The sequence below is a fragment of the Streptomyces sp. NPDC050509 genome (genome assembly GCF_044457965.1).
Lineage (GTDB): Bacteria > Actinomycetota > Actinomycetes > Streptomycetales > Streptomycetaceae > Streptomyces.
Genome location: NZ_JBITHL010000009.1, coordinates 286,561 through 309,084 on the forward strand (window position 1 = coordinate 286,561; position 22,524 = coordinate 309,084).

Annotated in this window: 20 protein-coding genes and 1 tRNA gene; 9 read left to right on the top strand and 12 right to left on the bottom strand. The window is 71.1% G+C overall.

The genetic code is table 11. The features are described 5' to 3' along the window. Nucleotide 1: 1 nt before the first annotated feature. Entirely contained in the window at nt 2-1,303 is a 1,302-nt protein-coding gene (locus tag ACIBJC_RS26300; protein ID WP_399296459.1) for a sensor histidine kinase, read from the bottom strand. 106 nt (nt 1,304-1,409) lie between these two features. Here ACIBJC_RS26300 and ACIBJC_RS26305 point away from each other — a divergent pair, with 106 nt between their 5' ends. After that, nucleotides 1,410-2,225 carry an ABC transporter ATP-binding protein gene (locus tag ACIBJC_RS26305; RefSeq protein ID WP_399296461.1) on the top strand — a complete coding sequence of 272 codons (816 nt, stop codon included), beginning with the start codon at nt 1,410-1,412 and terminating at the stop codon, nt 2,223-2,225. Continuing rightward, nucleotides 2,222-4,867 (top strand): FtsX-like permease family protein, encoded by a 2,646-nt coding sequence (locus ACIBJC_RS26310; protein ID WP_399296463.1) that lies wholly within the window; start codon nt 2,222-2,224, stop codon nt 4,865-4,867. Before ACIBJC_RS26305 ends, ACIBJC_RS26310 begins: the two co-directional genes overlap by 4 nt. A gap of 512 nt (nt 4,868-5,379) precedes the next feature. Here the strand turns inward: ACIBJC_RS26310 and ACIBJC_RS26315 are convergent. Continuing rightward, nucleotides 5,380-6,447: a DUF5937 family protein gene (locus ACIBJC_RS26315; RefSeq protein ID WP_399296465.1), complete on the bottom strand. Its 1,068-nt coding sequence runs from the start codon at nt 6,445-6,447 to the stop codon at nt 5,380-5,382. A 197-nt stretch (nt 6,448-6,644) separates the two neighbouring features. On the opposite strand from ACIBJC_RS26315, the gene ACIBJC_RS26320 reads away from it, so the two are divergent. Genes ACIBJC_RS26320 through ACIBJC_RS26330 form a run of 3 tightly spaced genes read left to right on the top strand, consistent with a single transcriptional unit; the run spans nt 6,645 to nt 11,437 of the window. Further along, complete coding sequence (locus tag ACIBJC_RS26320) at nt 6,645-8,432, top strand: CocE/NonD family hydrolase (protein ID WP_399296467.1); 1,788 nt, start codon at nt 6,645-6,647, stop codon at nt 8,430-8,432. Continuing rightward, complete coding sequence (locus ACIBJC_RS26325) at nt 8,429-9,754, top strand: CapA family protein (RefSeq protein WP_399296469.1); 1,326 nt, start codon at nt 8,429-8,431, stop codon at nt 9,752-9,754. Before ACIBJC_RS26320 ends, ACIBJC_RS26325 begins: the two co-directional genes overlap by 4 nt. Nucleotides 9,755-9,784: 30 nt before the next feature. Then, entirely contained in the window at nt 9,785-11,437 is a 1,653-nt protein-coding gene (locus tag ACIBJC_RS26330) for an AbgT family transporter (RefSeq protein WP_399296471.1), read from the top strand. A gap of 568 nt (nt 11,438-12,005) precedes the next feature. Here ACIBJC_RS26330 and ACIBJC_RS26335 read toward each other — a convergent pair. After that, nucleotides 12,006-12,908, bottom strand: coding sequence for an MBL fold metallo-hydrolase (locus ACIBJC_RS26335; RefSeq protein WP_399296473.1), 903 nt, complete (start codon nt 12,906-12,908; stop codon nt 12,006-12,008). Nucleotides 12,909-12,958: 50 nt separating this feature from the next. Further along, nucleotides 12,959-14,239, bottom strand: coding sequence for an MFS transporter (locus tag ACIBJC_RS26340; RefSeq protein ID WP_399296475.1), 1,281 nt, complete (start codon nt 14,237-14,239; stop codon nt 12,959-12,961). A 129-nt stretch (nt 14,240-14,368) separates the two neighbouring features. Here ACIBJC_RS26340 and ACIBJC_RS26345 point away from each other — a divergent pair, with 129 nt between their 5' ends. The 3 genes from ACIBJC_RS26345 to ACIBJC_RS26355 all read left to right on the top strand — a co-directional run bounded on the left by ACIBJC_RS26345 (nt 14,369) and on the right by ACIBJC_RS26355 (nt 16,702). Further along, a complete protein-coding gene (locus tag ACIBJC_RS26345; RefSeq protein WP_399296477.1) occupies nt 14,369-14,578 on the top strand; it encodes a hypothetical protein in 210 nt (69 codons plus the stop codon). Beyond that, nucleotides 14,565-15,956 carry an amidase gene (locus ACIBJC_RS26350; protein ID WP_399296479.1) on the top strand — a complete coding sequence of 464 codons (1,392 nt, stop codon included), beginning with the start codon at nt 14,565-14,567 and terminating at the stop codon, nt 15,954-15,956. The genes ACIBJC_RS26345 and ACIBJC_RS26350 overlap by 14 nt, the downstream gene beginning before the upstream one ends. A gap of 167 nt (nt 15,957-16,123) precedes the next feature. Beyond that, nucleotides 16,124-16,702: a TetR/AcrR family transcriptional regulator gene (locus tag ACIBJC_RS26355; RefSeq protein WP_399296481.1), complete on the top strand. Its 579-nt coding sequence runs from the start codon at nt 16,124-16,126 to the stop codon at nt 16,700-16,702. 340 nt (nt 16,703-17,042) lie between these two features. Here the strand turns inward: ACIBJC_RS26355 and ACIBJC_RS26360 are convergent, their stop codons facing one another. The 6 genes from ACIBJC_RS26360 to ACIBJC_RS26385 form a co-directional block, all read right to left on the bottom strand. Further along, nucleotides 17,043-17,393: a type II toxin-antitoxin system VapC family toxin gene (locus ACIBJC_RS26360; RefSeq protein WP_399296483.1), complete on the bottom strand. Its 351-nt coding sequence runs from the start codon at nt 17,391-17,393 to the stop codon at nt 17,043-17,045. A 74-nt stretch (nt 17,394-17,467) separates the two neighbouring features. After that, nucleotides 17,468-17,716 (bottom strand): hypothetical protein, encoded by a 249-nt coding sequence (locus ACIBJC_RS26365; protein ID WP_399296485.1) that lies wholly within the window; start codon nt 17,714-17,716, stop codon nt 17,468-17,470. A gap of 707 nt (nt 17,717-18,423) precedes the next feature. Further along, nucleotides 18,424-18,508, bottom strand: a tRNA-Ser gene (locus ACIBJC_RS26370). A 56-nt stretch (nt 18,509-18,564) separates the two neighbouring features. Next, a complete protein-coding gene (tadA, locus tag ACIBJC_RS26375; RefSeq protein WP_399296487.1) occupies nt 18,565-19,047 on the bottom strand; it encodes a tRNA adenosine(34) deaminase TadA in 483 nt (160 codons plus the stop codon). Further along, complete coding sequence (locus tag ACIBJC_RS26380) at nt 19,048-19,605, bottom strand: hypothetical protein (protein WP_399296489.1); 558 nt, start codon at nt 19,603-19,605, stop codon at nt 19,048-19,050. 256 nt (nt 19,606-19,861) lie between these two features. Beyond that, nucleotides 19,862-20,086, bottom strand: a complete 225-nt coding sequence (locus ACIBJC_RS26385) for a hypothetical protein (RefSeq protein ID WP_399296491.1) — start codon at nt 20,084-20,086, stop codon at nt 19,862-19,864. A 149-nt stretch (nt 20,087-20,235) separates the two neighbouring features. Here ACIBJC_RS26385 and upp point away from each other — a divergent pair, with 149 nt between their 5' ends. Beyond that, the gene (gene upp, locus ACIBJC_RS26390) at nt 20,236-20,871 is read left to right on the top strand and encodes a uracil phosphoribosyltransferase (protein ID WP_399296492.1); all 636 of its coding nucleotides are present in this window, start codon (nt 20,236-20,238) and stop codon (nt 20,869-20,871) included. An 84-nt stretch (nt 20,872-20,955) separates the two neighbouring features. On the opposite strand, the gene ACIBJC_RS26395 is transcribed toward upp, so the two are convergent. Both ACIBJC_RS26395 and ACIBJC_RS26400 read right to left on the bottom strand, forming a co-directional pair. Continuing rightward, the gene (locus ACIBJC_RS26395) at nt 20,956-21,579 is read right to left on the bottom strand and encodes a LytR C-terminal domain-containing protein (RefSeq protein ID WP_399296494.1); all 624 of its coding nucleotides are present in this window, start codon (nt 21,577-21,579) and stop codon (nt 20,956-20,958) included. Nucleotides 21,580-21,704: 125 nt separating this feature from the next. Next, complete coding sequence (locus tag ACIBJC_RS26400; protein WP_329827479.1) at nt 21,705-22,007, bottom strand: type II toxin-antitoxin system VapB family antitoxin; 303 nt, start codon at nt 22,005-22,007, stop codon at nt 21,705-21,707. Between the last annotated feature and the right edge of the window lie 517 nt (nt 22,008-22,524).

A 22,524-nucleotide genomic window follows, 5' to 3' on the forward strand; every position in this document is an offset into this window, starting at 1 on the left:
CTCACACTCCTAGGGGGATGACAGCGCGCAGCACGGTGGGACCGCCGCGCGGGCTGGTGAGCCGGGTCGTACCGTCGAACGCGGCGACGCGGCGCTCGATCCCGACGAGCCCGGTGCCGAGGGCGTCGTCGGCGCCGCCGCGGCCGTCGTCCGTGACCTCGACCGTGAGCAGGTCGCCCTCGGCGTGGAGCGCCACGGAGATCCGCCGCGCCCCGCTGTGCTTGACGGCGTTGGTGAGCGCCTCGGCCACCACGAAGTAGGCGGCGGCCTCGACGGCGGCGGGCGCGCGCGGCAGCTCCCCCGCGTCGAGGGTGCAGTCGATGGCGCAGTGCGCGACCAGCGCCGCCACCGCGCCGGAGAGCCCGCGGTCGGTCAGTACGGGCGGATAGATGGAGCGGACCACCTCACGCAGCTCGCCGAGCGCCTCGGTGGCCGCGTTCTGGGCGGTGAGCACCATGGGCAGGGCGGACTCCGGGTCGCGGTGCAGGGCGCGTTCGACCATGCCGAGGTGCATGACGACGGCGACGAGACGGTTCTGCGTCCCGTCGTGGAGGTTGCGTTCGATGCGCCGCAGCTCGGTGCCGTGCGCTTCGAGCGCGGCGGCCCGGGTGGCGGTGACCTCGGCCAGGCGCTCCACGAGCGAGGTCTTCGGGGGCGCGAGCCGCGCGGCGCTGATCCGCGCGTACCAGCGGGCCAGCGGCGGGACGAGGAGCGCGCCGAGCGCGCCGTACCCGGCGGCGGTGGCCAGCGCGAGTCCGGCGTCGTCCCAGGACGCGACGGGGGCGTCCAGCGTGGTCACGGAGCCGGGGACGACCGGCCAGAGCGCGGCGATCACCACGTTCTGCACCACGCCCGCGGGCGCCCCGACGCCCACCAGCCCGGTCAGCGTGCCGAGCGTGGCCTGAAGGGTCAGCCAGCCGGTGTCGCGGCGGATGCCGGGGCTGGTCAGTACGGCGGCGAAGTCGGCGTGGTCGTCGGCGGGCTCCCGCGCGGGCGAGGGGATCGGCGTACCGAGGAAGCCGCCGGTGCGGCGCCGTTCGAACGCGGCGAGCCGGCGGACGGCCCTGGCGGTACGGGGCAGCAGCGGCAGGGTGACGACCGGCGCCACGCTCAGGACGAGCGCGACGAGGGCGAACCAGGAGGCGATGCCGGAGACGACGCCGATCGCGAGGAACCTCACCTGCCGGGGTGTCTCCCGCGCCCATGTCTGAAGCCGGGGCCGCTGTCGGCCCGGGGCGGGGTCGGTCACGTCGGGGCTGCTCCCTGGCACGCGCATGGTGGAGTGGGCTCTACCTTCGATCATGGCACGCACGGGATGGTTCGTGTCAATGGCTCCGACCTACCGTCAGGGCGTCGACGCGGTCTGGCGGTCGACTCCACTGTCGAACGCACGGACGAAGGGTCGGGTCATGGCGCTGAAGGGGTGGCTCAAGGAGCCGGGAGGGGCGCGTCCGCCGGTGGCGCCGTCGCACTTCGCCGTACGGCTGGAGGCGGCGACGGCGGTGTACGGGGCGGGCAGTTCGGGGCGCGCGGGCGGCTCCGGCGGTTCTGCTGAGGTCACCGCGCTGCGCGAGGTGACGGCCGGGATCCACCGCGGCGCGTTCACCGCCGTCATGGGCCCCTCCGGCTCCGGCAAGAGCACGTTCCTGCACCTGGCGGCCGGTCTGGAACGGCCCGCGTCAGGACGGGTGCTGCTCGGCGACACCGACCTGTCCACGCTGAAGGAGACCGCCCTGACCGAGCTGCGGCGCGACCGGATCGGCTTCGTCTTCCAGGCGTACAACCTGATCCCCGCGCTCGGCGTCACCGACAACATCACCCTGCCGCTGCGCTTCGCGGGCCGCGCGACCGACCCCGCCTGGCTCGCCGAGATCGTCTCCGCGGTCGGGCTCGACGGCCTGCTGGACCGGCGGCCGAACGAACTCTCCGGCGGACAGCAGCAGCGCGTGGCCATCGCCCGCGCGCTGGTGACCCGCCCCGACGTCGTCTTCGCCGACGAGCCGACCGGCGCGCTCGACACCAACACCGGCGCGCAGGTGCTGCGGCTGCTGCGCCGGCTGGTCGACATGCTCGGCCAGACGGTGGTGATGGTCACCCACGACCCGGTCGCCGCCTCGTACGCGCACCATGTCGTCTTCCTCGCGGACGGCCGGATCGTCGGCGAACTCGACGCGCCCACACCGGAGTCGGTGGCGGCGCGGATGACCCACCTGGGGGAGCGGTGAAGAACGTCAGGAGTTCCACGCTCTCCTTCGCCTGGCAGTCGATCCGCGCCCGCCGCACCGAGTTCGTCGCGTCGTTCCTCGCGGTGCTCGGCGGCGCGATCCTCGTCACGGCCTGCGGGGTGCTGCTCCAGTCGGGCCTGTTCGCCGGGATCGCCCCGCAGCGGTACGCGGCGGCCCCGGTCGTGGCCGGTGCCGCCCAGTCGGTCACGGCGGAGGTGCCGGAAGGCCCGGACCTCGTGGAGACGCTGCCCGAGCGGGCCATGCTGCCCGCGAAGCTGGTGGAGACGGTCGCGGCGGTCCCGGGCGTCCGCCGGGCGATCGGGGAACTCGGCTTCCCCGTCACGCTGATGACCGCAGGACAGGGCGGCCACGGTACGACGCTCGGCCACGGCTGGGGCTCGGCCGCCCTCACCCCGTACACGCTGCGCGCCGGCGCACCGCCGCGCGGCCCCGGCGAGGTCGTGCTGGACGCCGGGACCGCCGGGCGCGCGGGCGCCGGCGTCGGGTCGACGGTACGGATCGCCACGGCGGACGGCGCCGTACCGTACCGGGTCGCCGGGGTGGCGGCGCCGCCGGGCGCCGACGCGCTGCCGCGCCAGTCGGCCCTGTTCTTCACCGACGACCGGGCGCGTGAACTGTCGGGCCACCCGCGGGAGGTCGTGGCGATCGGGGTCCTCGCGGATCCGGGCGTACGGACCGACGCGCCGGCCGGACTGGCCGGACTGGCCGGACTGTTCGAGGGGGCCACCGACGACACGCTCACGCACCGCGTCGAACAGGCCCTGGCCGCCCAGGGATACGGCGCCGAGCGGGCGGTGGTGCGGTCGGGCGTGGAGCGCGGCGAGGTCGAGTTCCTGGGCGCGGCGCAGTCGCGCTCCGTACTGACCCTGGTCTCGGGATCGTTCGGCGGCTTCGTCCTGATGATCGTCCTTCTCGTCGTGGCGGGCACGCTCTCGCTGGTGGTGCACCAGCGGCGGCGCGAGGTCGCCCTGCTGCGCGCGGTGGCGGCCACCCCGCGGCAGATCCACCGGATGCTCGCGACCGAGGTACTGCTGGTGGCGGGCGCTGCGGCGCTGCTCGGTATCGCGCCGGGGTATCTCGCGGCGCAGGCGCTGCGCGACGGGTTCGCCCGGATCGGCGTGATCGAGGAGGGCTTCGCGCTCTCGGTCGGCCCGGTGCCCGCGGCGGCCGCCGTACTGCTGTGCCTGGGTACGGCGCGGCTCGCGGTGTGGGCGGCGGCCCGTAAACAGGTACGGGTCGGTCCGGTGGCGGCGCTGCGGGAGTCCGTGGTGGAGCGCCCGGACATCGGGCGCGGCCGGATCACCGGCGGATACGTCGTGCTGGGACTGGCGGTCGTGTCGCTGGGCGCGGTGGTGGCCGTACCGCAGAGCCTGGCCACCGTGCCCGCGGTGCTCTGCTCGATGCTCGCCCTGATCGGCATCGCGCTGCTCGGCCCGCGCCTGACGGCCGCGCTCGCCCGGATCGCCGGCGCGGGGCTCCTGCGGCGCTTCGGCGTGGCGGGCTACCTCGCGGCGGCCAACAGCGCGGCGGGCTCGCGGCGGCTGGCGGCGGCGGTGATGCCGCTGGCGCTGACGATCGGCTTCGCGAGCAGCCAGTTCTACAGCCAGACCACGCTGTCGGAGGCGACGCGCTACCAGGCGCGGGCGGCGACGGTCGCGCCGTACGTGGTGACGGGCGCGGGCGGAGTCGCCCCGGACGTCGCGGCGGCGGTGCGCCGCGTACCGGGCGTGACGGCGGTGACCCCGCTGGTCGCCACCGAGGTGGTGGCGGTCGAACAGACCCTGTTCGACGAGCCGTTGTCCCGCTCGACGGCGTACGGCATCGACGCCGCTGGCGTCCGGGGCACGCTGGACCTGCCGGTCGCCTCGGGGACCCTGGACGACCTGCGCGGCGACACCGTCGCGCTGAGCGAGACGGAGGCGCGCTGGCTGGGCAAGGCCATCGGCGACCGCGTGACGCTCGCCCTCGGCGACGGCACGCGCGTGAAGCCCCGGGTGGTCGCCGTGTACCGCGCCAACCTGGGCTTCGGCGACGTCCTGCTGCCGGCGGCCACCGTCCTCCCGCACACCACGGACCGGCTCGCGGACGCGGTCCTCGTCGCCACGGCGTCCGGCACGGACGGGCCCGCGCTGACCGGCGCCCTGCTCCCCCTGTCGAAGGACCATCCGGGCCTGGCGGTGAGCGACCGCACGTCCCTCCAGGCGGCCCAGGACGCGCAGACCCGCTCCCAGGACTGGCTGAACCGCCTGCTGCTCGCGGTGATCCTCGGGTACGTGGCCCTCTCGTCGGCGACGACGCTGGTCACGACCACGACGGCCCGGACCCGCGAACTCGCCCTGCTCCGCCTCTCTGGCGGCACCCGCGCCCAGATCGCCCGCATGCTGACGGCGGAGACCACGCTCCTGGCGGCGACGGCGGTCCTCCTGGGCACGGCGACGGCGGCCGTCCCCCTGACCGCCCTCTCCCTCCGCCTCACCACGAACCCCGTCCCTGCGGGCCCGCCCTGGGTCTTCGCGGCGATCGTGACGACCACGGTCCTGACGGCGCTCCTGGCCATCCGCATCCCGGCGGGCCGCGTCCTGCGGGCCCACCCTCTGGAGGCGATGCGCACCCCGACCTGACGGCCGCGGGTGACGGCATCCCGTCCGGGAGTCAGGGCCGCCGAAGGCCGGGCCAAAGATTGGCGTGTTCACGGCGATATGCGCGGGGCGCCGGCGCCCATACTGCTGTCCGTCGGCTGGTCCGGCTGGTCGGCACACGACAGCGGCGCGGCGGGCCCAGCCGTCGCGCCCACGAATTTCGAGCAGACTCTCGTATGAGGTCATTACGGATGCCCGGACGTCCGAGATCGCTGGCCCACGTCCTGGCCGCAGGCGCGTTCATGGTCGCCGGCCTGTCCGGTACGGCGGCGTACGCGACGGAAACGGCCCCGCTCAGCGCCGCTCCGCAGCTCGGCATCCAGTTCAACGCCGACGGCGATGCGGGCCAGTGCGGCGGGAGGACCGGGGAGCAGTGGGCCGCCTCGCCGGAGTGGACGCAGGCCATCCGCTTCGACACCGACAGCCGTCCAGGCGGCTGCCAGTTGGCGTTCGGCGTCCACGACCCGGACAGCACCCTCGCGGGCTTGCTCGATTCAGCGAACTATGACCCGGAGAAGTTCTACGCCGATGTGCATGAGGTGGTTCACATCGATTCGGTGGTAGACGTTCCTGCCACTTCTCTCCGACGTCAGGAGTCCGGCCGAGCGGAGTTTCGCGAGATGCCGTGAAACCTGCGGTCGCGTCATGTTCGCGCGACGAGCGAGATCCGATGTCGTGATCGCTTCATTGACCATATGGCGGCACAGGATCAGGCGTGCGGGGTCGGAAAGGGTCAGCAACCGCTGGCGTACCTCGTCGATGGAGGGCGGTTGGCGCTGCCATGCCACCGGGTAATGCAGCACGACCGGGAATCCTGGTTCGCCTCGAATGATGAGGTGGGGGCGGCCGTGAATGGTCGGCACGAGGAAGACATGGTTCCCGCGGAGTGGGACATTGAGGTCCTGGAACTTGTCGAAGCGTACGCCTCTGCCGCCCTGAACCACCTGTGCGGCCGGGCTCACCGAGGAGATCAGCTCCGCGAGGGGCAGCTTTCGTAGCCTGGAACGTTTCTGCTCGGCCTCGTCGCGCAGGCGGTCGCGAATGCGTTCCCATTCCTCCGCGAAGAACTCCTCCACGGAGTCCTCCAGTATCCGTACCAGGGTTTTCCGGAACGCCTCCGGATCGTCGATCAATCTCTTCGCCAACTCGCCTCGGGAGAACGAGCGTGCTTCGCATGCCGTGACGAAGTCGGCCGGTTGGGTGAGCGCTCCGCTCGGGTCGAAGGCTCCGCCATGAATCGCGTAGGCGGCGGCCTCGACGAACGTGGTCTCGTCGAGTCGCGACAGGCGATCGATCTCCGTCTCGATTTCCGCGTCGAGCGGAGGGCTCAGCGGGAGCATGAGGCGGCAGCGGCGGCGGGCCCAGAGCGGCGCGAATCGCGTCAGTCCATGACGAAATTCCCGTGGAAGGGATTCGCTGACCCTTGTCAGCCATGACCGGGAGTCCAGGTGGTGGTCGGGCTCGGCCAGTGAGTGCAAGCAGGCCTGAAGCTCGGAGATCGGAGAGGTTCCGATGGTCACGTCCGAACTCTTCGCGCCCCTGAGATCGAGGAGTACTGGCATCCGGTGACTGTAGACGAACAGTTACCGCCCTCGCGGTAACGATCGGGCTCACGGTTCCGCCCGCGACCTAGAGTCCCCGCTCATCAGTGGCACAACGTTGCGAGGGAATGAACGTGGTCGACAGTCCGGGGACAGACAGCACCTGGCAGGCCGTCCCGGAGCCGGGATCCGGATGGCGCCGGGTGATCCGCCTACCGATGCGCGATGGAACCGAGCTGGTCACGGACGTCTACGCGGCCGACCCGGACCCGGCCCCGCGGCCCGTACTGCTGGAGCGCACGCCCTACGGGCGCCGGAAGGCGCGCGGCTCGGACGGGGCCTTCGCGTCCTGGAACCCGCCTCCGCCGGAGGCGGTGTGCCGGCGCTTCGTCGAACGCGGCTACCACGTGGTCCGGCAGGACTGCCGTGGCCGTGGTGACTCCGGCGGTGAGTTCGTCAAGTACCTCAACGAAGCCGAGGACGGCTACGACACCGTCGAATGGATCGCGGCTCAGCCCTGGTGCGACGGTCGGGTGGCCACGATGGGCGTCTCCTACGCGGCACACGTACAGGCCGCGCTCGCCTCGCTGGGGGCACCGTCCCTGTCGGCGATGTTCCTCGACTCCGGTGGCTTCGCCAGCGCCTACGAGACCGGTGTCCGGCTGGGCGGAGCCTTCGAACTCAAGCAGGCGACCTGGGCCTTCGCCAGGGCGAGGACCAGCTCGGCGACACTGGCCGATCCGGTGCGGAGCGACGCGCTCGGGAGGGAGTCGATCGAGGAGTGGTTCAGGCAGCTTCCGTGGCGGCGCGGGCACTCACCCCTGCGGCACGCCCCGGAGTACGAGGACTATCTGTTCGAGCAGTGGGAGCACGGTCGGTTCGGGCCGTACTGGCAGCAGCTCGGCATTTACGGGCGGGGCTATTTCGACCATTTCCCCGACGTGCCGAGCCTGCACATCTCCAGCTGGTACGACCCCTACATCCGGACCGCCGTCGAGAACTTCCACGAGCTGGGGGTCCGCAAGACGAGCCCGGCGTATCTGGTTCTCGGTCCGTGGACGCACGGCCGGCGCAGCGTCTCCTACGCCGGGGACGTCGATTTCGGTCCTGAGGCGACCCTGGACGGCAACCTGGCGGCCGACTACGTCGAGTTCCGGGCGAACTGGTTCGACGCGCAGCTCTCCTCGACGCCGCCGACGGACCCGGCTGTTCGCTACTTCAGGATGGGTGGCGGGTCGGGCGAGCGCACCGCGGACGGCCGGATCGACCACGGCGGTCGCTGGGAGGTCAGCTCGGCCTGGCCGCCGCACGACGCACAGGCCACGGAGTTCTCCCTCACCGCCGGCGGGGAACTCACGCCGGAACCCGGGGCGCTCACCGGGTACCTGGAGTACGACCACGACCCCCGCGATCCGGTGCCGACGATCGGCGGGCAGGTGACGTCCGGCGAACCGGTGATGGTGGGCGGCGCCTTCGACCAGCGCCCCGACGACCGGACGTTCTCCCTGGTGGGGTCGCGGTTGCCGCTCGACGCCCGTCCCGACGTGCTCACCTTCCAGACCGCTGTGCTGGAGCGGGACGTCGTCGTGGCCGGCCCCGTCGTCGCCCGGCTCGCGGTCTCCTCCAGCGCGGCCGACACCGACTTCACGGTGAAGCTGATCGATGTCCACCCGCCGAGCGACGACTACCCGGCAGGGTTCGCCATGAACCTGACCGACGGCATCCTGCGCTGTCGGTACCGCGACTCGTACGAGAAGCCGTCACCGCTCGAACCGGGGCGGGTCTACGACATCACGGTCGAGGCCCCCGACACCGCCAACCTCTTCGCCCGCGGTCACCGGATCCGGATCGACGTCAGTTCCAGCAACTTCCCCCGCTTCGATGTCAACTCCGGCACCGGCGAGGCCGAGACCACCGACCGTCGCCGGGTGGTCGCAACGAACCGGGTGTTCGTCGACGGACGCTCCACGATCACCCTGCACCTTCTCCCGGAGGACTCGGCATGAGCATCCGTACGGGAATCACACTCGCCGCGGTCGGCGACCTCGTCCTCGATGACGACGTCCTGACCCCCCGCCTGGAGGTGACCGCGCCCGGTCTCCTCGACGTCCTGCGCGGCGCGGACGTCACCATCGGGAACTTCGAGACGACCGCGATCGACTTCGACCGTTTCCGCGGCTGGCCGGAGGCCGAGCCGGGGGGATCATGGCTGGTCACCTCGGTCCGTAGCGGAGCTGATGTCCGGGCCATGGGCCTGGACATGGTGTCGAGGGCCAACAATCACGCCACCGACTGGGGGGTGGCCGGCCTGCGCTCCACCAGCGCTGTCCTTGAGGAAGCCGGACTCGTCCACGCGGGCGCGGGCGAATCGCTGACCGCCGCACGGGCGCCGCGCTACCTCTCCACCCGCCAGGGGCGGGTCGCGCTCGTGTCGGCGGCGACCCGCTACCAGCCCATGTCGTTGGCCAGTGACCCGTTCGGCATCGTGCCCGCGCGCCCCGGCATCAACGGCCTGCGCACCAAGAAGTGGTTCGCCGTCCACCCCGCCGAACTCGCGGTCATGGCCTCGATCCGCGACAGTCTCCCACCCGAGTCCCTGCACCACACGGCACGCGGCGCGGACGCACGGGACGGCTCCGTGACGCTCCAGGGAACCGCGTTCATCTCCTCCGACACCACCGGCGGCCGGGTCGGACCGTACTGGCGGGTCGAGGAGGAGGACATCGCCGCCCTGCGTACCAGCGTGCGGCAGGCCAAACAGAGCGCCGACATCGCCGTGGTCGCCCTCCACACCCACGAACCCGGCAACTACAGCGCCGAGCCGCCCCCCTTCATGCGGGAACTCGCGTACGCGGCCGTCGACGAGGGGGCGGACGTCGTCCTCGGCCACGGTCCGCACCAGTTGCGGGGCATCGAGGTGTACCGCGGCCGTCCGATCTTCTACTCGCTCGGCAACTTCGTCTTCATGCAGAACCGGCAGTTTCCGTTGACCCGCGAGGCGTGGCGGCGCACGGGCCTCGACCCGACCCGCCACACCTCCGGCGAGATGCTCGAACAGAAACGGACCAAGGGGCCCTTCGCCGGTCAGGTCTGGTTCGAGAGTGTCGCGGTCACCCTCACCTTCACCCGCTCCGGGCACCTCGACATCGCCCTGCTCCCCCTCACGCTCACCTACGACACACCGCACCACTCCGACCGAGGAACGCCTCAGTCGGCGAACGCCTCCGCAGCGGTGCGAATCCTCGAACGTCTCCGCGCGCTGTCGCGGGCGTACGGTACCGAAATCCTCCTTGACCAGGGTCAAGGTGCCCTTCGCATCGACATATGAACTTGACCCTCCGGCAAAGGAGTCAGAAGCGTGATCCCCACATCTGATCCAGCACAGTCCGAGCCACCGCAGCCCGAACCACAGCGATCCGGTCCGGCGCAGCCCGAGCCACAGCGATCCGAACCACCGCAGCCCGAACCACAGCGATCCGGTCCGGCGCACCCCTCGGGAAGCCTCACCCGTCTCCTCGACAGGGTCGAACGAGTCGGCAACAGACTGCCTCACCCGTTCTGGCTGTTCTCCATCCTCTTCGGTGTCGTCGCCGTCACCAGCTCGATCATGGCCGCGGCCGGTGTCTCGGTCGAGGATCCGGCGACCGGCGACCCGTCTCCGGTCAAGAACGCCCTGTCGGTCGTCGCGATACGCGAGCTGCTCCTGGGGGTCGAGGAGTCGTTCCTGACCTTCGGCCCGCTGGGCACCATGATCATCATCATGCTCGGCCTCGCGGTCGCCGACCGCTCCGGCATGCTCGAGTCCTTGGCCCGGCATGCCCTGGGCCGGGTGAGCCCCAGCTACGCGGTGTTCGCGGTCTGCCTCGCCGGGGCGCTGTCGAAGTTCCTCTCCTACAGTGCGTACGTCATTCTCATACCCCTGGCGGCCCTGGTCTTCAAGGCGGTCGGTCGATCTCCCATGCTGGGCATGATCGTGGGCTTCCTGTCGATCAACGCCGCCGGTGACGCGAACCCGTTCATCGCTCCCGGCGACGTCATCTTCGCCAGGATCGCCACCGAGGCCGCGCAGATCGTCGACCCGGACACGGTCGTCCGGGCCACCGACAACACGTACTTCACCACCGCCTCCGCGGTTCTCCTCGCGATCGTACTCACGGTGGTCACCGAGAAGGTCCTGTCCAAGCGCGAGCACGAACTCGTCCCGGACGACGGCGCCACGGGCCCGGCCACGGGAACCCGGGCCGACACCGTTCCCGCGGAGGTCGAGCTGCGTGCGCTGCGCGCCACCGGCATCGTCGCCGCGGTCTTCCTGGGACTGCTGGCGGTAGGAATGATCCCGGCCGGTTCCCCGCTCCGCGGTGAGAACGGTGCCATCCTCGACTCCACGCTGTTCAACAGCATCGCGGTGGTGCTGAGCGCGTTCTTCCTGGTCATCGGGGCCACCTACGCCCACCGGACCGGCCGGCTCACGAGTTCGCGCGACATACCGAACTTCATGGCAGACGGCCTCAAGTCCATCGCGCCGCTCCTCGTACTGTTCTTCGCGGTCTCCCAGTTCCTGGCTCTGTTCGAGTGGACCGCCATCAGCACCGTCGTCGCGGTCCGGGGAGCGGAGGTCCTGCAGGGGCTGGACGCGCCGATCTTCGTGGTGCTCATGCTGCTCATCGCCGGCATCGCCCTGATGAACTTGCTGATCACCAGTGGGACCGCACTATGGGCGCTCCTTGCTCCCGTGCTCATACCCATGACCATGCTCATCGGGGCCAACCCCGCGACGGTGATGGCCATCTACCGGATCGCGGATTCCTGTACGAACTCCATCACCCCGATGAGCGCGACGTTCGTCCTCACCGTCGGCTACCTCCAGACGTACCAGAAGAAGGCGGGCATCGGCACTCTGGTGTCGTTCACGCTCCCGGCCGCGATGGCGATGATGGCCGCCTGGATCGCGCTGTTCGCGGTCTGGTACGCCCTGGGGTTGCCGCTGGGCCCCGGTGCGCCGATCCGCTGAGCAGACGGTACCGAGGCGGTACTCGGGCCAGGAGCCCGTCCTCACGAAGGACCGGTGCGCCCGCGGCCGTGTGGGCGCCGGTGGACGCCGTTTCACAGCGTCTCTCAGGGGCGCGGATCAATCCAGGCGGATCGTCACAGGGCGTAATGATGCTGCCGTGTGGCGCGGCTCCTGATGCGCGAGATCACGGCAGCATCGCTTTGCCGGGAGGGCTTGCGCGGCAGGTGGACCGGAGGAGTCGTGTCCCCGCGGGCGCGGGGCCGACGTTCGGCTCGCGCGCCCCGGCGTCCCATCCGGGGGAACATCCCCGCAGGTGCGGGGACCACTATTGGGGCGGTGGATCAGTGTCAGCCCTTCGTGGTCCTTGGGGTGCCATGCGTGATCGTGGGTCTCGAATGTGCAGCCCAGTTCGTTGTTGGTCCGGTGGATGAGCAGGGCCCGTCCTTGGCCGGACTGCGGTGAGGAGTCTCGTCTCCCCACCGGATCTCGCCCTGGAAGCGGGCAGGGGCCTCTTCCTCGTCGCGGCCTTGGCCACACCTGCGGTGACCGGGACGGCGTGGCAACGGCATCAGGAAGCGGGGACGGGCTCCAGACGGTAGGCGTCCCCGTGGGCGACCACGCGGCCGGCGGTGGGCGGTGCGAAGTGGGTGCCGAGGAGGAGGGTGTCCGTGCCGGCGAGGGAGCCGAGCAGCTTGCGGCGGGTGGCCTCGGACTGCCGCGGGTCGATGTCGACGCAGGCGCCGATGGCGGGGTGGGCGAGCTGGACGGGGTGGTGGACGCAGTCGCCGGTGATCAGCGCCGTCTCACCCTGGCTGGTCAGTTCCACGGCGACGTGGCCGGGGGTGTGGCCGGGTGTCGGGATCAAGCGCAGGCCGGGGGCGATTTCGGCCCCCTTGTGCGGGACGTCGACCGTGCTCAGCAGACCCGCCTGTTCGACCGGGATCACGGAGTCGCTGAACATCTGTTCGCGTGCCTCCTCCATGTCGTACGTGGCCCAGAACTCCCGCTCGGTGCGGGAGGTGAGGTAGCGGGCGTGGGGGAAGGTGGGGACCCATTCGCCGTTCACCTGCTGTGTGTTCCAGCCGACGTGATCGGCGTGCAGGTGGGTGAGGATCACCAGGTCGACGGAGTCCGGGGGGAATCCGGCGGCGGTGAGGCGCTCCAGGAAGTCGGTCCGCAGGTTGTGCCAGGCCGGGTTGGCCCGCTCCTTGCCGTTGCCGATGCCGGTGTCGACGAGAACGCGCAGCCCGTTCACGACGAACGCGAAGCTGTGGCTGTCGATGTGCAGAATCCCGTCCTGGCCGGCGAAGTGGGGGTGCAGCCAGTCCTGGGCGGTTACCACCTCAGGGGTGGCGTCGGGCAGCAGCCAGGGTCCGGTCGCGGGCGGCAGGGCGACTTCGTCGATGCGGTGGACGGTGACGCCGCCCACGGTCCAGGAGGGGATGGGGGTGGCGGTGGGGGAGGTGTGCATGGTGTGTTGTTCCCTTCGTTCTCTTCAGCGGAAGCGGTCGGTTGTTCTCTTCAGTGGGAGCGGTCGGCTTCGGGGCGGGCCGCCCCGCGTCGGGACGCGGTGAGTGCCGCCAGGGCCGCCAGAGTGAGGAGAGCGGCGGTGATGGCGTAGGCGTGTGAGGTGGTCCCCAGTCCGTAGTGCTGGGTGGCGGCGCCCGCGGCGACGGCGGGCAGGCTCATGGAGAGGTAGCTGAGGATGTAGTAGGCGGCCAGTGTCGCGGCGCGGTCCCGCTCGTCGAGCGAGGCGAGGAGCATACGCAGCGCCCCCTGGGAAACAGCGCCGAAGGCGATGCCGGCCAGCACCGCGCCGCCGTAGACGGCGGGCAGCCCGGCGCCGTGCAGACCGCTCAGGGTCAGGGCCGCGGCGGGCAGGACGGACAGGCAGCCGCCGATCGCCGTGGCGCGGGGCGGCCTGCGCCGCAGCGCCCATACGGTGAGCGCGGCGGTGGCGCTGAGGGTGAAGAAGACCATGCCGCGGGCTGCTTGCGGGGCGTCGGGGGCCACCAGGCGTACGAGGGCCGGGCCGAGGGAGGAGTAGAAGCCGCCCAGCGCCCAGACGGTGCCGACAGCGGCGCCCGTGGCCAGCAGGGTGCGGCGGACCGGGGGCGGGACGCCGACCCGCGGGCGCAGCGACCGCAGCGCTCCCGCGCGGCGGTGGGCCGTCTCCGTGGTGAAGGTGGCCGCGATCGCCTGGGCGAGGAACAACGCCGCCAGCAGTACGTAGACGGTGACGGTGGGGGCGGGGGCGAAACGGACGAGCAGGGTGGAGACGAGCACGCCGGTGGCCATGCCGGCGGCCGGGGCGACGCTGTTGGCCAGGGCGGATCGGCCCGGACGCCGGGGGTTTTCCAGGTCGAGGAGCGCCGCGCCCGCGGCGCTGGTGGCCGCGCCGGTGGCCGCTCCTTGCAGGACCCGGGCGATGGTCAGGGAGCCCGCGCCGTCCGCTGAGGCCAGGAGGACCATGGAGGCGGCCGCCATGAGCAGGGCGCCTGCCAGGACGGGGCGTCGCCCCAGGTGGTCGGAGAGCGCTCCGGCGGTGAGCAGAGCCAGCAACAGGGCCAGAGCGTACGCGCTGAAGACCACGGTGACGGCAAGCGCGGAGAGGCCCCACTGGTCCTGGTAGAGAGGGTAGAGCGGGGTCGGAGCGCTGGACGCGGCCAGGAGGGCCGCGACTATCGACACATCGAGGGCGAAAGAAGCCGTGCGGCGCTTCGTATGTGCGCGGGCGGCCCGATGGGCGAGATGTGCGGGTGCGTCCGCCACCGCGGGGGCGTCGGACATGACGCCGGGCATAGGGGGCTCCTTCCGTAAATGCAATGCATTTGCTTTAAGGAACCGTAGAGCCTACGCTCGGGTTAACGCAAACTGTTGGCTTTTAGTGCGGGGCGCTTCGTTTCCACGCCCCCTGATCAGGAGAAACCCGTGCCCTCCGTTGAGCTCGCGCCGCCCGAGGCCGCCCGCTGGGCCGCCCGTGCCGGACTTCCACTGCCCGATGACCGCCACGCCGCGGTCGCCGCCACCGCCAACCACATCCACTCCGTCGTCGCGGTCCTGCGTGAGCTGGACTTCGGGGACACCCCGCCCGCCGGCGCCTACCGTGCCGGAAAGGAGAAGCACGATGCAGCCGTATGAATTGACCCTCGCCGACGCCGCGCAGCAGATCCGGGCCCGCCGGCTGTCCCCCGTCGAGCTGGTGGACTCGGTCCTCGACCGCATCGACCAGGTGGACCCGCACGTCGAGGCGTACGTCGCGGTCACCGCGGAGCAGGCCCGCGGCGCGGCGCGGGAGGCCGAGCGGGAAGCGGCCCGCGGTGTGTTCCGGGGGCCGCTGCACGGCGTCCCGGCCGGGCTCAAGGACCTGATCGACGTCGCCGGTTCGCCCACCAGTGCCAGTTCCCGGGTCCGAGCCGGCCACCGCGCCGCCGCCGACAGCACGGTCGCCGCCCGGCTGCGGGCCGCAGGCTCCGTCCTGGTCGGCAAGACCCACACCCACGAATTCGCCTACGGCCTGACCACCCCGCAGACCGGCAACGCCTGGGACCGCGGCCGGGTCGCGGGAGGCTCCAGCGGCGGGTCCGCCGTCGCGGTGGCGGCCGGGGCGGCGACCTTCGCCCTCGGCACCGACACCGGCGGGTCGATCCGGGTTCCCGCCGCGCTGAACGGGGTCGTCGGCCTCAAGCCGACCTACGGGCTGGTGCCGCGCCACGGCGTCACGTCGCTGTCCTGGTCGCTGGACCACGTCGGCCCGGTCACCCGCACCGTCGAGGACGCGGCCCTGGTCCTGACCGTCCTCGCCGGGCACGACCCGCGTGACCCCGCCTCGCTGGACACCCCCACCGTCGACCACCGGCCGGAACGGGAGCCGGACCTGGCGGGCGTGCGCGTCGGGGTGCCGCGCAATTACTACTTCGACCATGTCGACGCGGAGGTGGAGGCCGCCGTCCGCCGGGGCATCGCGCAGCTGGAGACGCTCGGCGCCCATCTCGTCGGGATCGACATCCCGATGACCCGGTACATCCAGGCCACCCAGTGGGGGCTGATGGTGCCGGAGGCCACCGCCTACCACGAGGGCACGCTGCGTACGGTCCCCGAGCTGTACCAGGCGGACGTCCGCATCCTCCTGGAGGCCGGTGAGCTGATGGGCGCGGGCGACTATCTGCGTGCCCAACGCTCCCGGACGCTCATGCAGGAGGAATGGGCCCGCATTCTGGAGAAGGTCGACGTGATCGCCGCCCCGGCGGTCCCGATGACCGCGGTGAAGGCCGGTCAGGAGAGCGTCACCTGGTCCGACGGCTCAACCGAGGCCGTCTCCGACGCCTACGTGCGTCTGTCCTCCCCGGCCAACATCACCGGAGTGCCCGCTCTGTCCGTCCCGGTGGGCCACGACACGGCGGGCATGCCGATCGGCATGCAGCTGCTCGGGCGGCCCTTCGGCGAGCGGCAGCTGCTGCGGGTGGGCCACGCCTACGAGCGGACGCAGTCCGCCCGATCGCTCGCGCCGGCCGCCTGACAGCGGCATGCGGGCCGGACGGTTCCGGCGCGGCCCATATGCCGTTCGGCTCCGGTCGGGATCAGGACCGGATGCCCGCAGGGAGGAGACCGGCGAGGGAGCCCTGGCGCGGCCGTCAAGCCGGCATGCTCCTCCTAAACGCAATAACCGTGCTTTAAGGTGGAGTCATGAGTCGTAAGCCGATGGTGCGCCCCGGCGGGCGCAGTGCACGGGTCCAGGCTTCGGTGCACACCGCTGTCCGCGAAATCCTGTCGGAGCGGGGCCGTGACGCGGTGACCGTCCCGCTGGTCGCCCAGCGCGCCGGAGTCACCCCCTCGACGATCTACCGCCGCTGGGGCGACCTTCAGGAGCTGCTGTCGGACGTCGCGGTGGAGCGCCTGCGGCCCGACACCGCGCCGGAGAGCCACGGCGACCTGCTGTCCGACCTGACGGCCTGGGCCGAACAGTTCCTCGACGAGATGTCGTCCCCCTCCGGCCGCGCCTACATCCGTGACGCTCTGCTCGGCGACCCGGACGGCAGCAACGCCGGTCAGTGCTCGGCCTACGCGGCCGAACAAGTCGACGTCATACTCGCCCGCGCGATCGGCCGCGAGGAGAACACTCCCGACGTCGAGACGGCGATGGACCGCGTGGTCGCCCCCATGATGTACCGCATCCTCTTCCGCCCGGCCGGACTCGACGCCGCGTACGCCCGTCGGCTCGTGACCGAGCTCCTCGACGCGGGCGAAGAACACCCCCTCCCATGATCCAGATTCCTCGCGGCCCGCGCAGGGGGATCGCCAAGGCAAGCGCTGCTAACACGCATCCAGGGCTCATCCCCGAATTCCCCCCTCGGGCGCGGGGCCGACGGCACGCGGGCGTCACGGGTTGGGGTCGGCGAGGGAGCATCCCCGCGCCCTTCGGCGATGCTGACCGTGGAGATCGCGGCTGCGTACCCCTCGGCTTCGGCGACCTTGAGCATCAAGGTCATTCCGCGGTCCTGGTCGGCCAGGGCGGGGATGGTCCCTGAAGTGTGGGTGGTGTGGGCTGAGGAGCCCGGATCGGCATGTCGTGCCCCTTCAAGGCGCGGGCAAGGCCGGACAGTGGTCAGGCTCGGACCCATTCCACTGGGCTGCTGCGGCCCATGGATGCCGCGTGGCAGAGCTTCGGAATGTGGGAACCGTCGGTGGAGGCGACCTTCATCGGTCCGTCCGAGCAGGCCGCTGTGGCGACCACGAGCGCGTCCACGACGTTTTCGTGACCGTCCAGACCGGTGTCCTCCAGTAGTTCTGCCGCGCGGTCGGCGATGATCTCGGTCGCGGGGATGACGGTAAGCCGGGAGCGGAGCCAGCGTAGGTGGTTCGCTGCCTGTCCGGTGCGGCGGACTTCGGCGATGCTGACTGTGGAGATCGCGGCTGCGTACCCCTCGGCTTCGGCGACCTTGAGCATCAAGGTCATTCCGCGGTCCTGGTCGGCCAGGAGAGACAGTGGCTGCGCGTCGAGGATGAGGAGAGCGCGGGGGAACGCCGGGGCTACTCGCCGTGCCATGTCCGGCGGGCCTCCTCGATCTCCTCGGGAGTGAAGGAGCCGTGTTCGTCCTCGTAGGCCTCGACGATCTCCCTCGTTTTGGTCAGGGCGAGAGCGTGTTCGACGGCGTCGGAAACGAAGCGAGAGAAACCCCGGGCGCCTGTGCGGGCTTCGACCTCGCGGGCAAGCGACTTGGGGATGGTGACGGACTTCTTGACAGTGGTCTCGTCCGGAGGCGCGTACTCGATAGCCATGCCCGCATTATCCCACCAAGAGTAGGACTTCTGTCCAGCCGGGTTCTTCGTAGGCGGCGCAGCCGCATCTGAGTGGGCTCATCGTGATGGCGGACTTGATCGGGCTGCGGGGCCGACCGCCCCGGCGGCCTCCATGCGCAGCCGCTCGACGGAACACCCCCGCAGGCGCGGGGCCGACGACCAGGGTGCGCCAGCGGTCGCGGGTTTCCTGAGAACACCCCCGCAGGCGCGGGGCCGACACTTGCTGGCCTGGGCTTTTATCTGAGGTCGGCCTTGATTTCTTTCAGTGGGATCGGCCAGGGACGTTGATCGGGGCTCTGTCGACAGGCGGCCGGAAGGAGCAATCTGGTTGTCCCTCATGCGTTGTCAGCGCCAGCATTCAGGTCGTTCCATCACCTTACTGAACTGACGGGAGTTGGTTTTGGTGACCTGGCTGAGGTGAGGCGGGACGGGGCCATGCGGACGGTGCGGCTGGATCTGCGGGCGCTCGTCGTGATGGCGGACGGGATCGCCGGTTACGTGGCCGGGCTGTGGGGATGTCCTCGGAGGGACCGCAGGGGTAGATCCCTCCGTGGGAAGGCGCAACGTGCCGCCCGGGCGGCGCCGGTTGTGCTCCTGTCGCCTCCGGTGCCGTACAGCCGTGCGGCACGTGCCTCACGCAAAACACCCCCCTGACTGCGTTTCCGCAGGTCAGGAGGGTGTGAGAGCGGTAGCGGAGGGATTTGAACCCTCGGTGAGTTTCCCCACACTCGCTTTCGAGGCGAGCTCCTTCGGCCGCTCGGACACGCTACCGAGGGAGAGCTTAGCCCACGGTGGGCCGTGCTTTGAAATCGATAGTCCGTCGGGGGTCAGCGGGATCGGAAGAAGGTGGTCAGGAGCGTGGCGCACTCCTCGGCCAGGACGCCGTGGATGACTTCCGGGCGGTGGTTCAGACGGCGGTCGCGTACGACGTCCCAGAGGGAGCCGGTCGCGCCCGCCTTCTCGTCGAGCGCGCCGAAGACCACCCGGTCCAGCCGGGACTGGACGATGGCGCCCGCGCACATCGTGCAGGGTTCGAGCGTCACCACCAGCGTGCAGTCCGTCAGGCGCCACGCGCCGAGCTTTCCGGCGGCTCTGCGGATCGCCAGGACCTCCGCGTGGGCCGTCGGGTCGCCCGTCGCCTCGCGTTCGTTGTGAGCCGTGGCGAGCGTCGTGCCGTCCGGGGACAGCACGACGGCGCCGACCGGTACGTCACCGGACCTGCCCGCCCGTACGGCCTCGTCCAACGCGAGGCGCATGGGCGCGAGCCACGGTGCGCGTACCGGGTCGGGCGCCGGGTCGGACTCATCCATCTAGCGCACGGTCTCCAGTACTTCGGCCGCGCCCAGCGCCTCCGCGATCTCGGCCATCGCGTCGGTCTCCAGCGCCAGCAGATCGGCCTCGGAGAGGCCCAGGTCGGTCAGGATCTCGCGGTCGCCGACGGCGCCCGTGGGCACGGTGTCGGTGGCCGTGGCGGGGGGGTCGGTTTCGGTGTCGGTGTCGGTATCGGTTCCTTCGTACTCGTCGTCCGGTTCGCCGTCCTCCGTACCGTCGAGGTCCAGCGCGTCGAGGTCGTCGGCCGGGTCGTCGTCGTCCCTGCCGAGCAGTTCATCAATGAGGATCTCCCCGTACGAGGAGCGTGCGGCCGCGGCCGCGTCGGAGACGTAGATACGAGGGTCTTCCTCGCCCTCCACGCGGAGGATGCCGAACCAGGCGTCCTCCTGCTCGATGAAGACGAGCACCGTGTCCTCGTCCACCGAGGCTTCGCGGGCCAGGTCGGTGAGATCCGACAAGGTCTCCACATCGTCGAGCTCTGTATCGCTCGCTTCCCACCCGTCTTCGGTGCGCGCGAGCAGTGCGGCGAAGTACACCGTGACTCTCCCACTGGTCAGAGGTGTGACGGTCCGGCGGTGCGCTGCTCGGCGCCGCCCACTCGGAATCGTGGCAGAAACCGGCGCTTCGCGAGAGGTCTTCCGCCGTTGCGTCGTGGCGCCATTTTATTGGCCCCCTGTTCGGACCCGGTCGCAGGATGGCTTCCTCCGGGCCCGGGGGTGGGCAGGAGGCCGCCGGGATCCGGTCTCGTGGCCGGGCGTGGCTCCCGGCCGGCCCGGGCGTGGCTCCGCGTGGCTACCAGCGGAACGTACGCATCCGCATCTGCTGGCGCATCCGTGCCGCGCGCGCCTGCCGGGGCTTCACGCGCTCGCGGAGCGCCTTGGCCTCGTTCAGCTCCCGCAGGAACTGCGCACGGCGCCGGCGGCGGGCCGCCTCGGGCTCGCTCTCGCCGTCGGCGTTGCCGTCGCCCGTGGGCTCCGGACCCGTGGGCTCCGGACCCGAGGGTGACTCGGGACTCATCGACGCCTCACCACCTCAAGGCTGTGTCCTGGGCCCTTCTACCTTCCCTCGCCCACGGGGGTTGATGCCAGCCGGTTCCCACCCGTTCCCGGCATTCCGCACGTTCCTGGCAGCGCGTAATGCCTTGGCCCCCGGTTACTGTGGACGCCATGCGGATTCACGTCGTCGACCACCCGCTGGTCGCGCACAAACTCACCACCCTGCGCGACCGGCGCACCGACTCCCCGACCTTCCGGCGGCTCGCCGACGAACTGGTCACCCTGCTGGCGTACGAGGCCACCCGGGACGTACGGACCGAACAGGTCGACATCGAGACCCCGGTGACGGGGACGACGGGGGTGAAGCTCTCCTACCCGCGTCCGCTGGTCGTCCCGATCCTCCGGGCCGGTCTCGGCATGCTGGACGGCATGGTGCGGCTGCTCCCGACCGCCGAGGTGGGCTTCCTCGGCATGATCCGCAACGAGCAGACGCTCCAGGCGTCCACGTACGCGACCCGGATGCCCGAGGACCTCTCCGGCCGCCAGGTGTACGTACTGGACCCGATGCTCGCGACCGGTGGCACGCTCGTCGCGGCGATCCGGGAGCTGATCAAGCGCGGCGCCGACGACGTGACGGCCGTGGTGCTGCTCGCGGCGCCCGAGGGCGTCGAGGTGATGGAGCGCGAGCTGGCGGGCGCGCCGGTGACGGTCGTGACGGCGGCGGTCGACGAGCGGCTCAACGAGAACGGCTACATCGTTCCCGGGCTGGGCGACGCGGGCGACCGGATGTACGGCACCGTCGACTAGGACTCGGTGCGACAGGACTCGGTCCGACAGGGCTTGGTGCGAAGGGTCGTGCCCTCCCCGCGGGGAGGGCACCACCCTTCGGCTTCAGCAGGACGGCGTCACCGGGGCGCTCAGCGTGGCCAGTGCCTGGTCCGCGTCCTTCTGGACGTTCAGCGTCTTGAAGGCTGAGCCGATGATCAGATCGACGTCCTTCGTCGTACGGGTGTCGGCCTTCGGCGTGGCGTCCTTGAGCTGGGTTCCGAGGACGGTGAGGGCGCTGTCCGAGGCGGTCGTCGCCCCGAGGAGCATCCCGGTGCCCGGGACCTTCTTGTCGTACGTCTCGGGGGCGTTGCCCACCTTGCCGATGACGAAGCCGCGTTTCCTCAGCTCGTCGGCGGTGGTCTTCGCGAGTCCGCCCCGCGAGGTCGCGTTGTAGACGTTGACCGTGATCTGGCCCGGCCTGGGGAGCGCCTTCGCGGGCGTCGTGGGAGAGGGGGACGGCTTGCAGTCGGGTGTGTTCCGTCCGCTGGCGGTCGTGGTCTTCGTGCTGTCGCCGGAGAAGACGTCGATGAGCTGGAGCGTTCCCCAGCCGGCCAGGCCGAGGGCGACGACGGCGGCGACGGCCGCGAGCACGATCCTGCGGCGGTGACGGGGGCGGCGCATACGCGGGTACTTGGACCCCGTGATGCGGTACTTTCCGCCCATGCCGGGGGGAGTGAGCATGCTCATGGGCGCAGCGTAGTGCGCGCCGTGCGTGTTTCACACTAAATGATCAACCGTTTGGGCGATCGGGGGTGGTCAAAGAGCCCGAAAGGCTCAGTGGGAGCCGCTCCGGGGCGCGGAACCCGGCCCCGTCAGCCCATGTCCAGCTCCAGCACGCGCGCGTGCAGCACCTGACGCTGCTGGAGCGCGGCGCGTACGGCGCGGTGCAGCCCGTCCTCCAGGTAGAGGTCGCCCTGCCACTTCACGACGTGCGCGAACAGGTCCCCGTAGAAGGTGGAGTCCTCGGCGAGCAGCGTCTCCAGGTCGAGCTGACCCTTCGTCGTGACGAGCTGATCGAGGCGGACCGGGCGCGGCGCGACATCCGCCCACTGCCGGGTGCTTTCCCGGCCGTGGTCGGGATACGGCCTCCCGTTACCGATGCGCTTGAAGATCACACGGAAAGCCTACCGGGCAAGCGGCTCCGGGCGCAGCCATGGCGCAGGAGCGCAAAGGTCGCATTCGGTGTCAAAGGGGGAGCGAAGCGAGACCGGAGAGGGAGCGGAGAGGGAGCGGAGAGGGACGGAGCGGGAGGCAAGGGCCGGGGAAGGGCTGGGGAAGGGCCAGGGAGGGGTGGTGGAGGGGCAGCGGAAACGGCCCCTCCGGAGAGCGGAATCGGGCCCTCCGGGCAGCGGAATCGAGCCCTCCGTCTCCGCCGCCCCCTCCGCCTCGTCGTCCTCCGTCCCGCTGCCCTTCGCCTCGCGCGCCGCGCCGCTGTACCGGCCCGCCGGGACGTCCGAGAGACCCTAGACCGGCGGCGTGCCCGGCGGGGACTGGCGGTGCGGGTGGGGCGGGGTGTGCGGGCCCGGGTGCGGGGAGAGCGGTGGGCGGCCCGGGTGGCCGTGTCCGCTGTCGCGCGCGGGCACTTTCACTCTTACCCGGCGCGGCATGAGCCCGTAGATTCCCAGCGGCGGA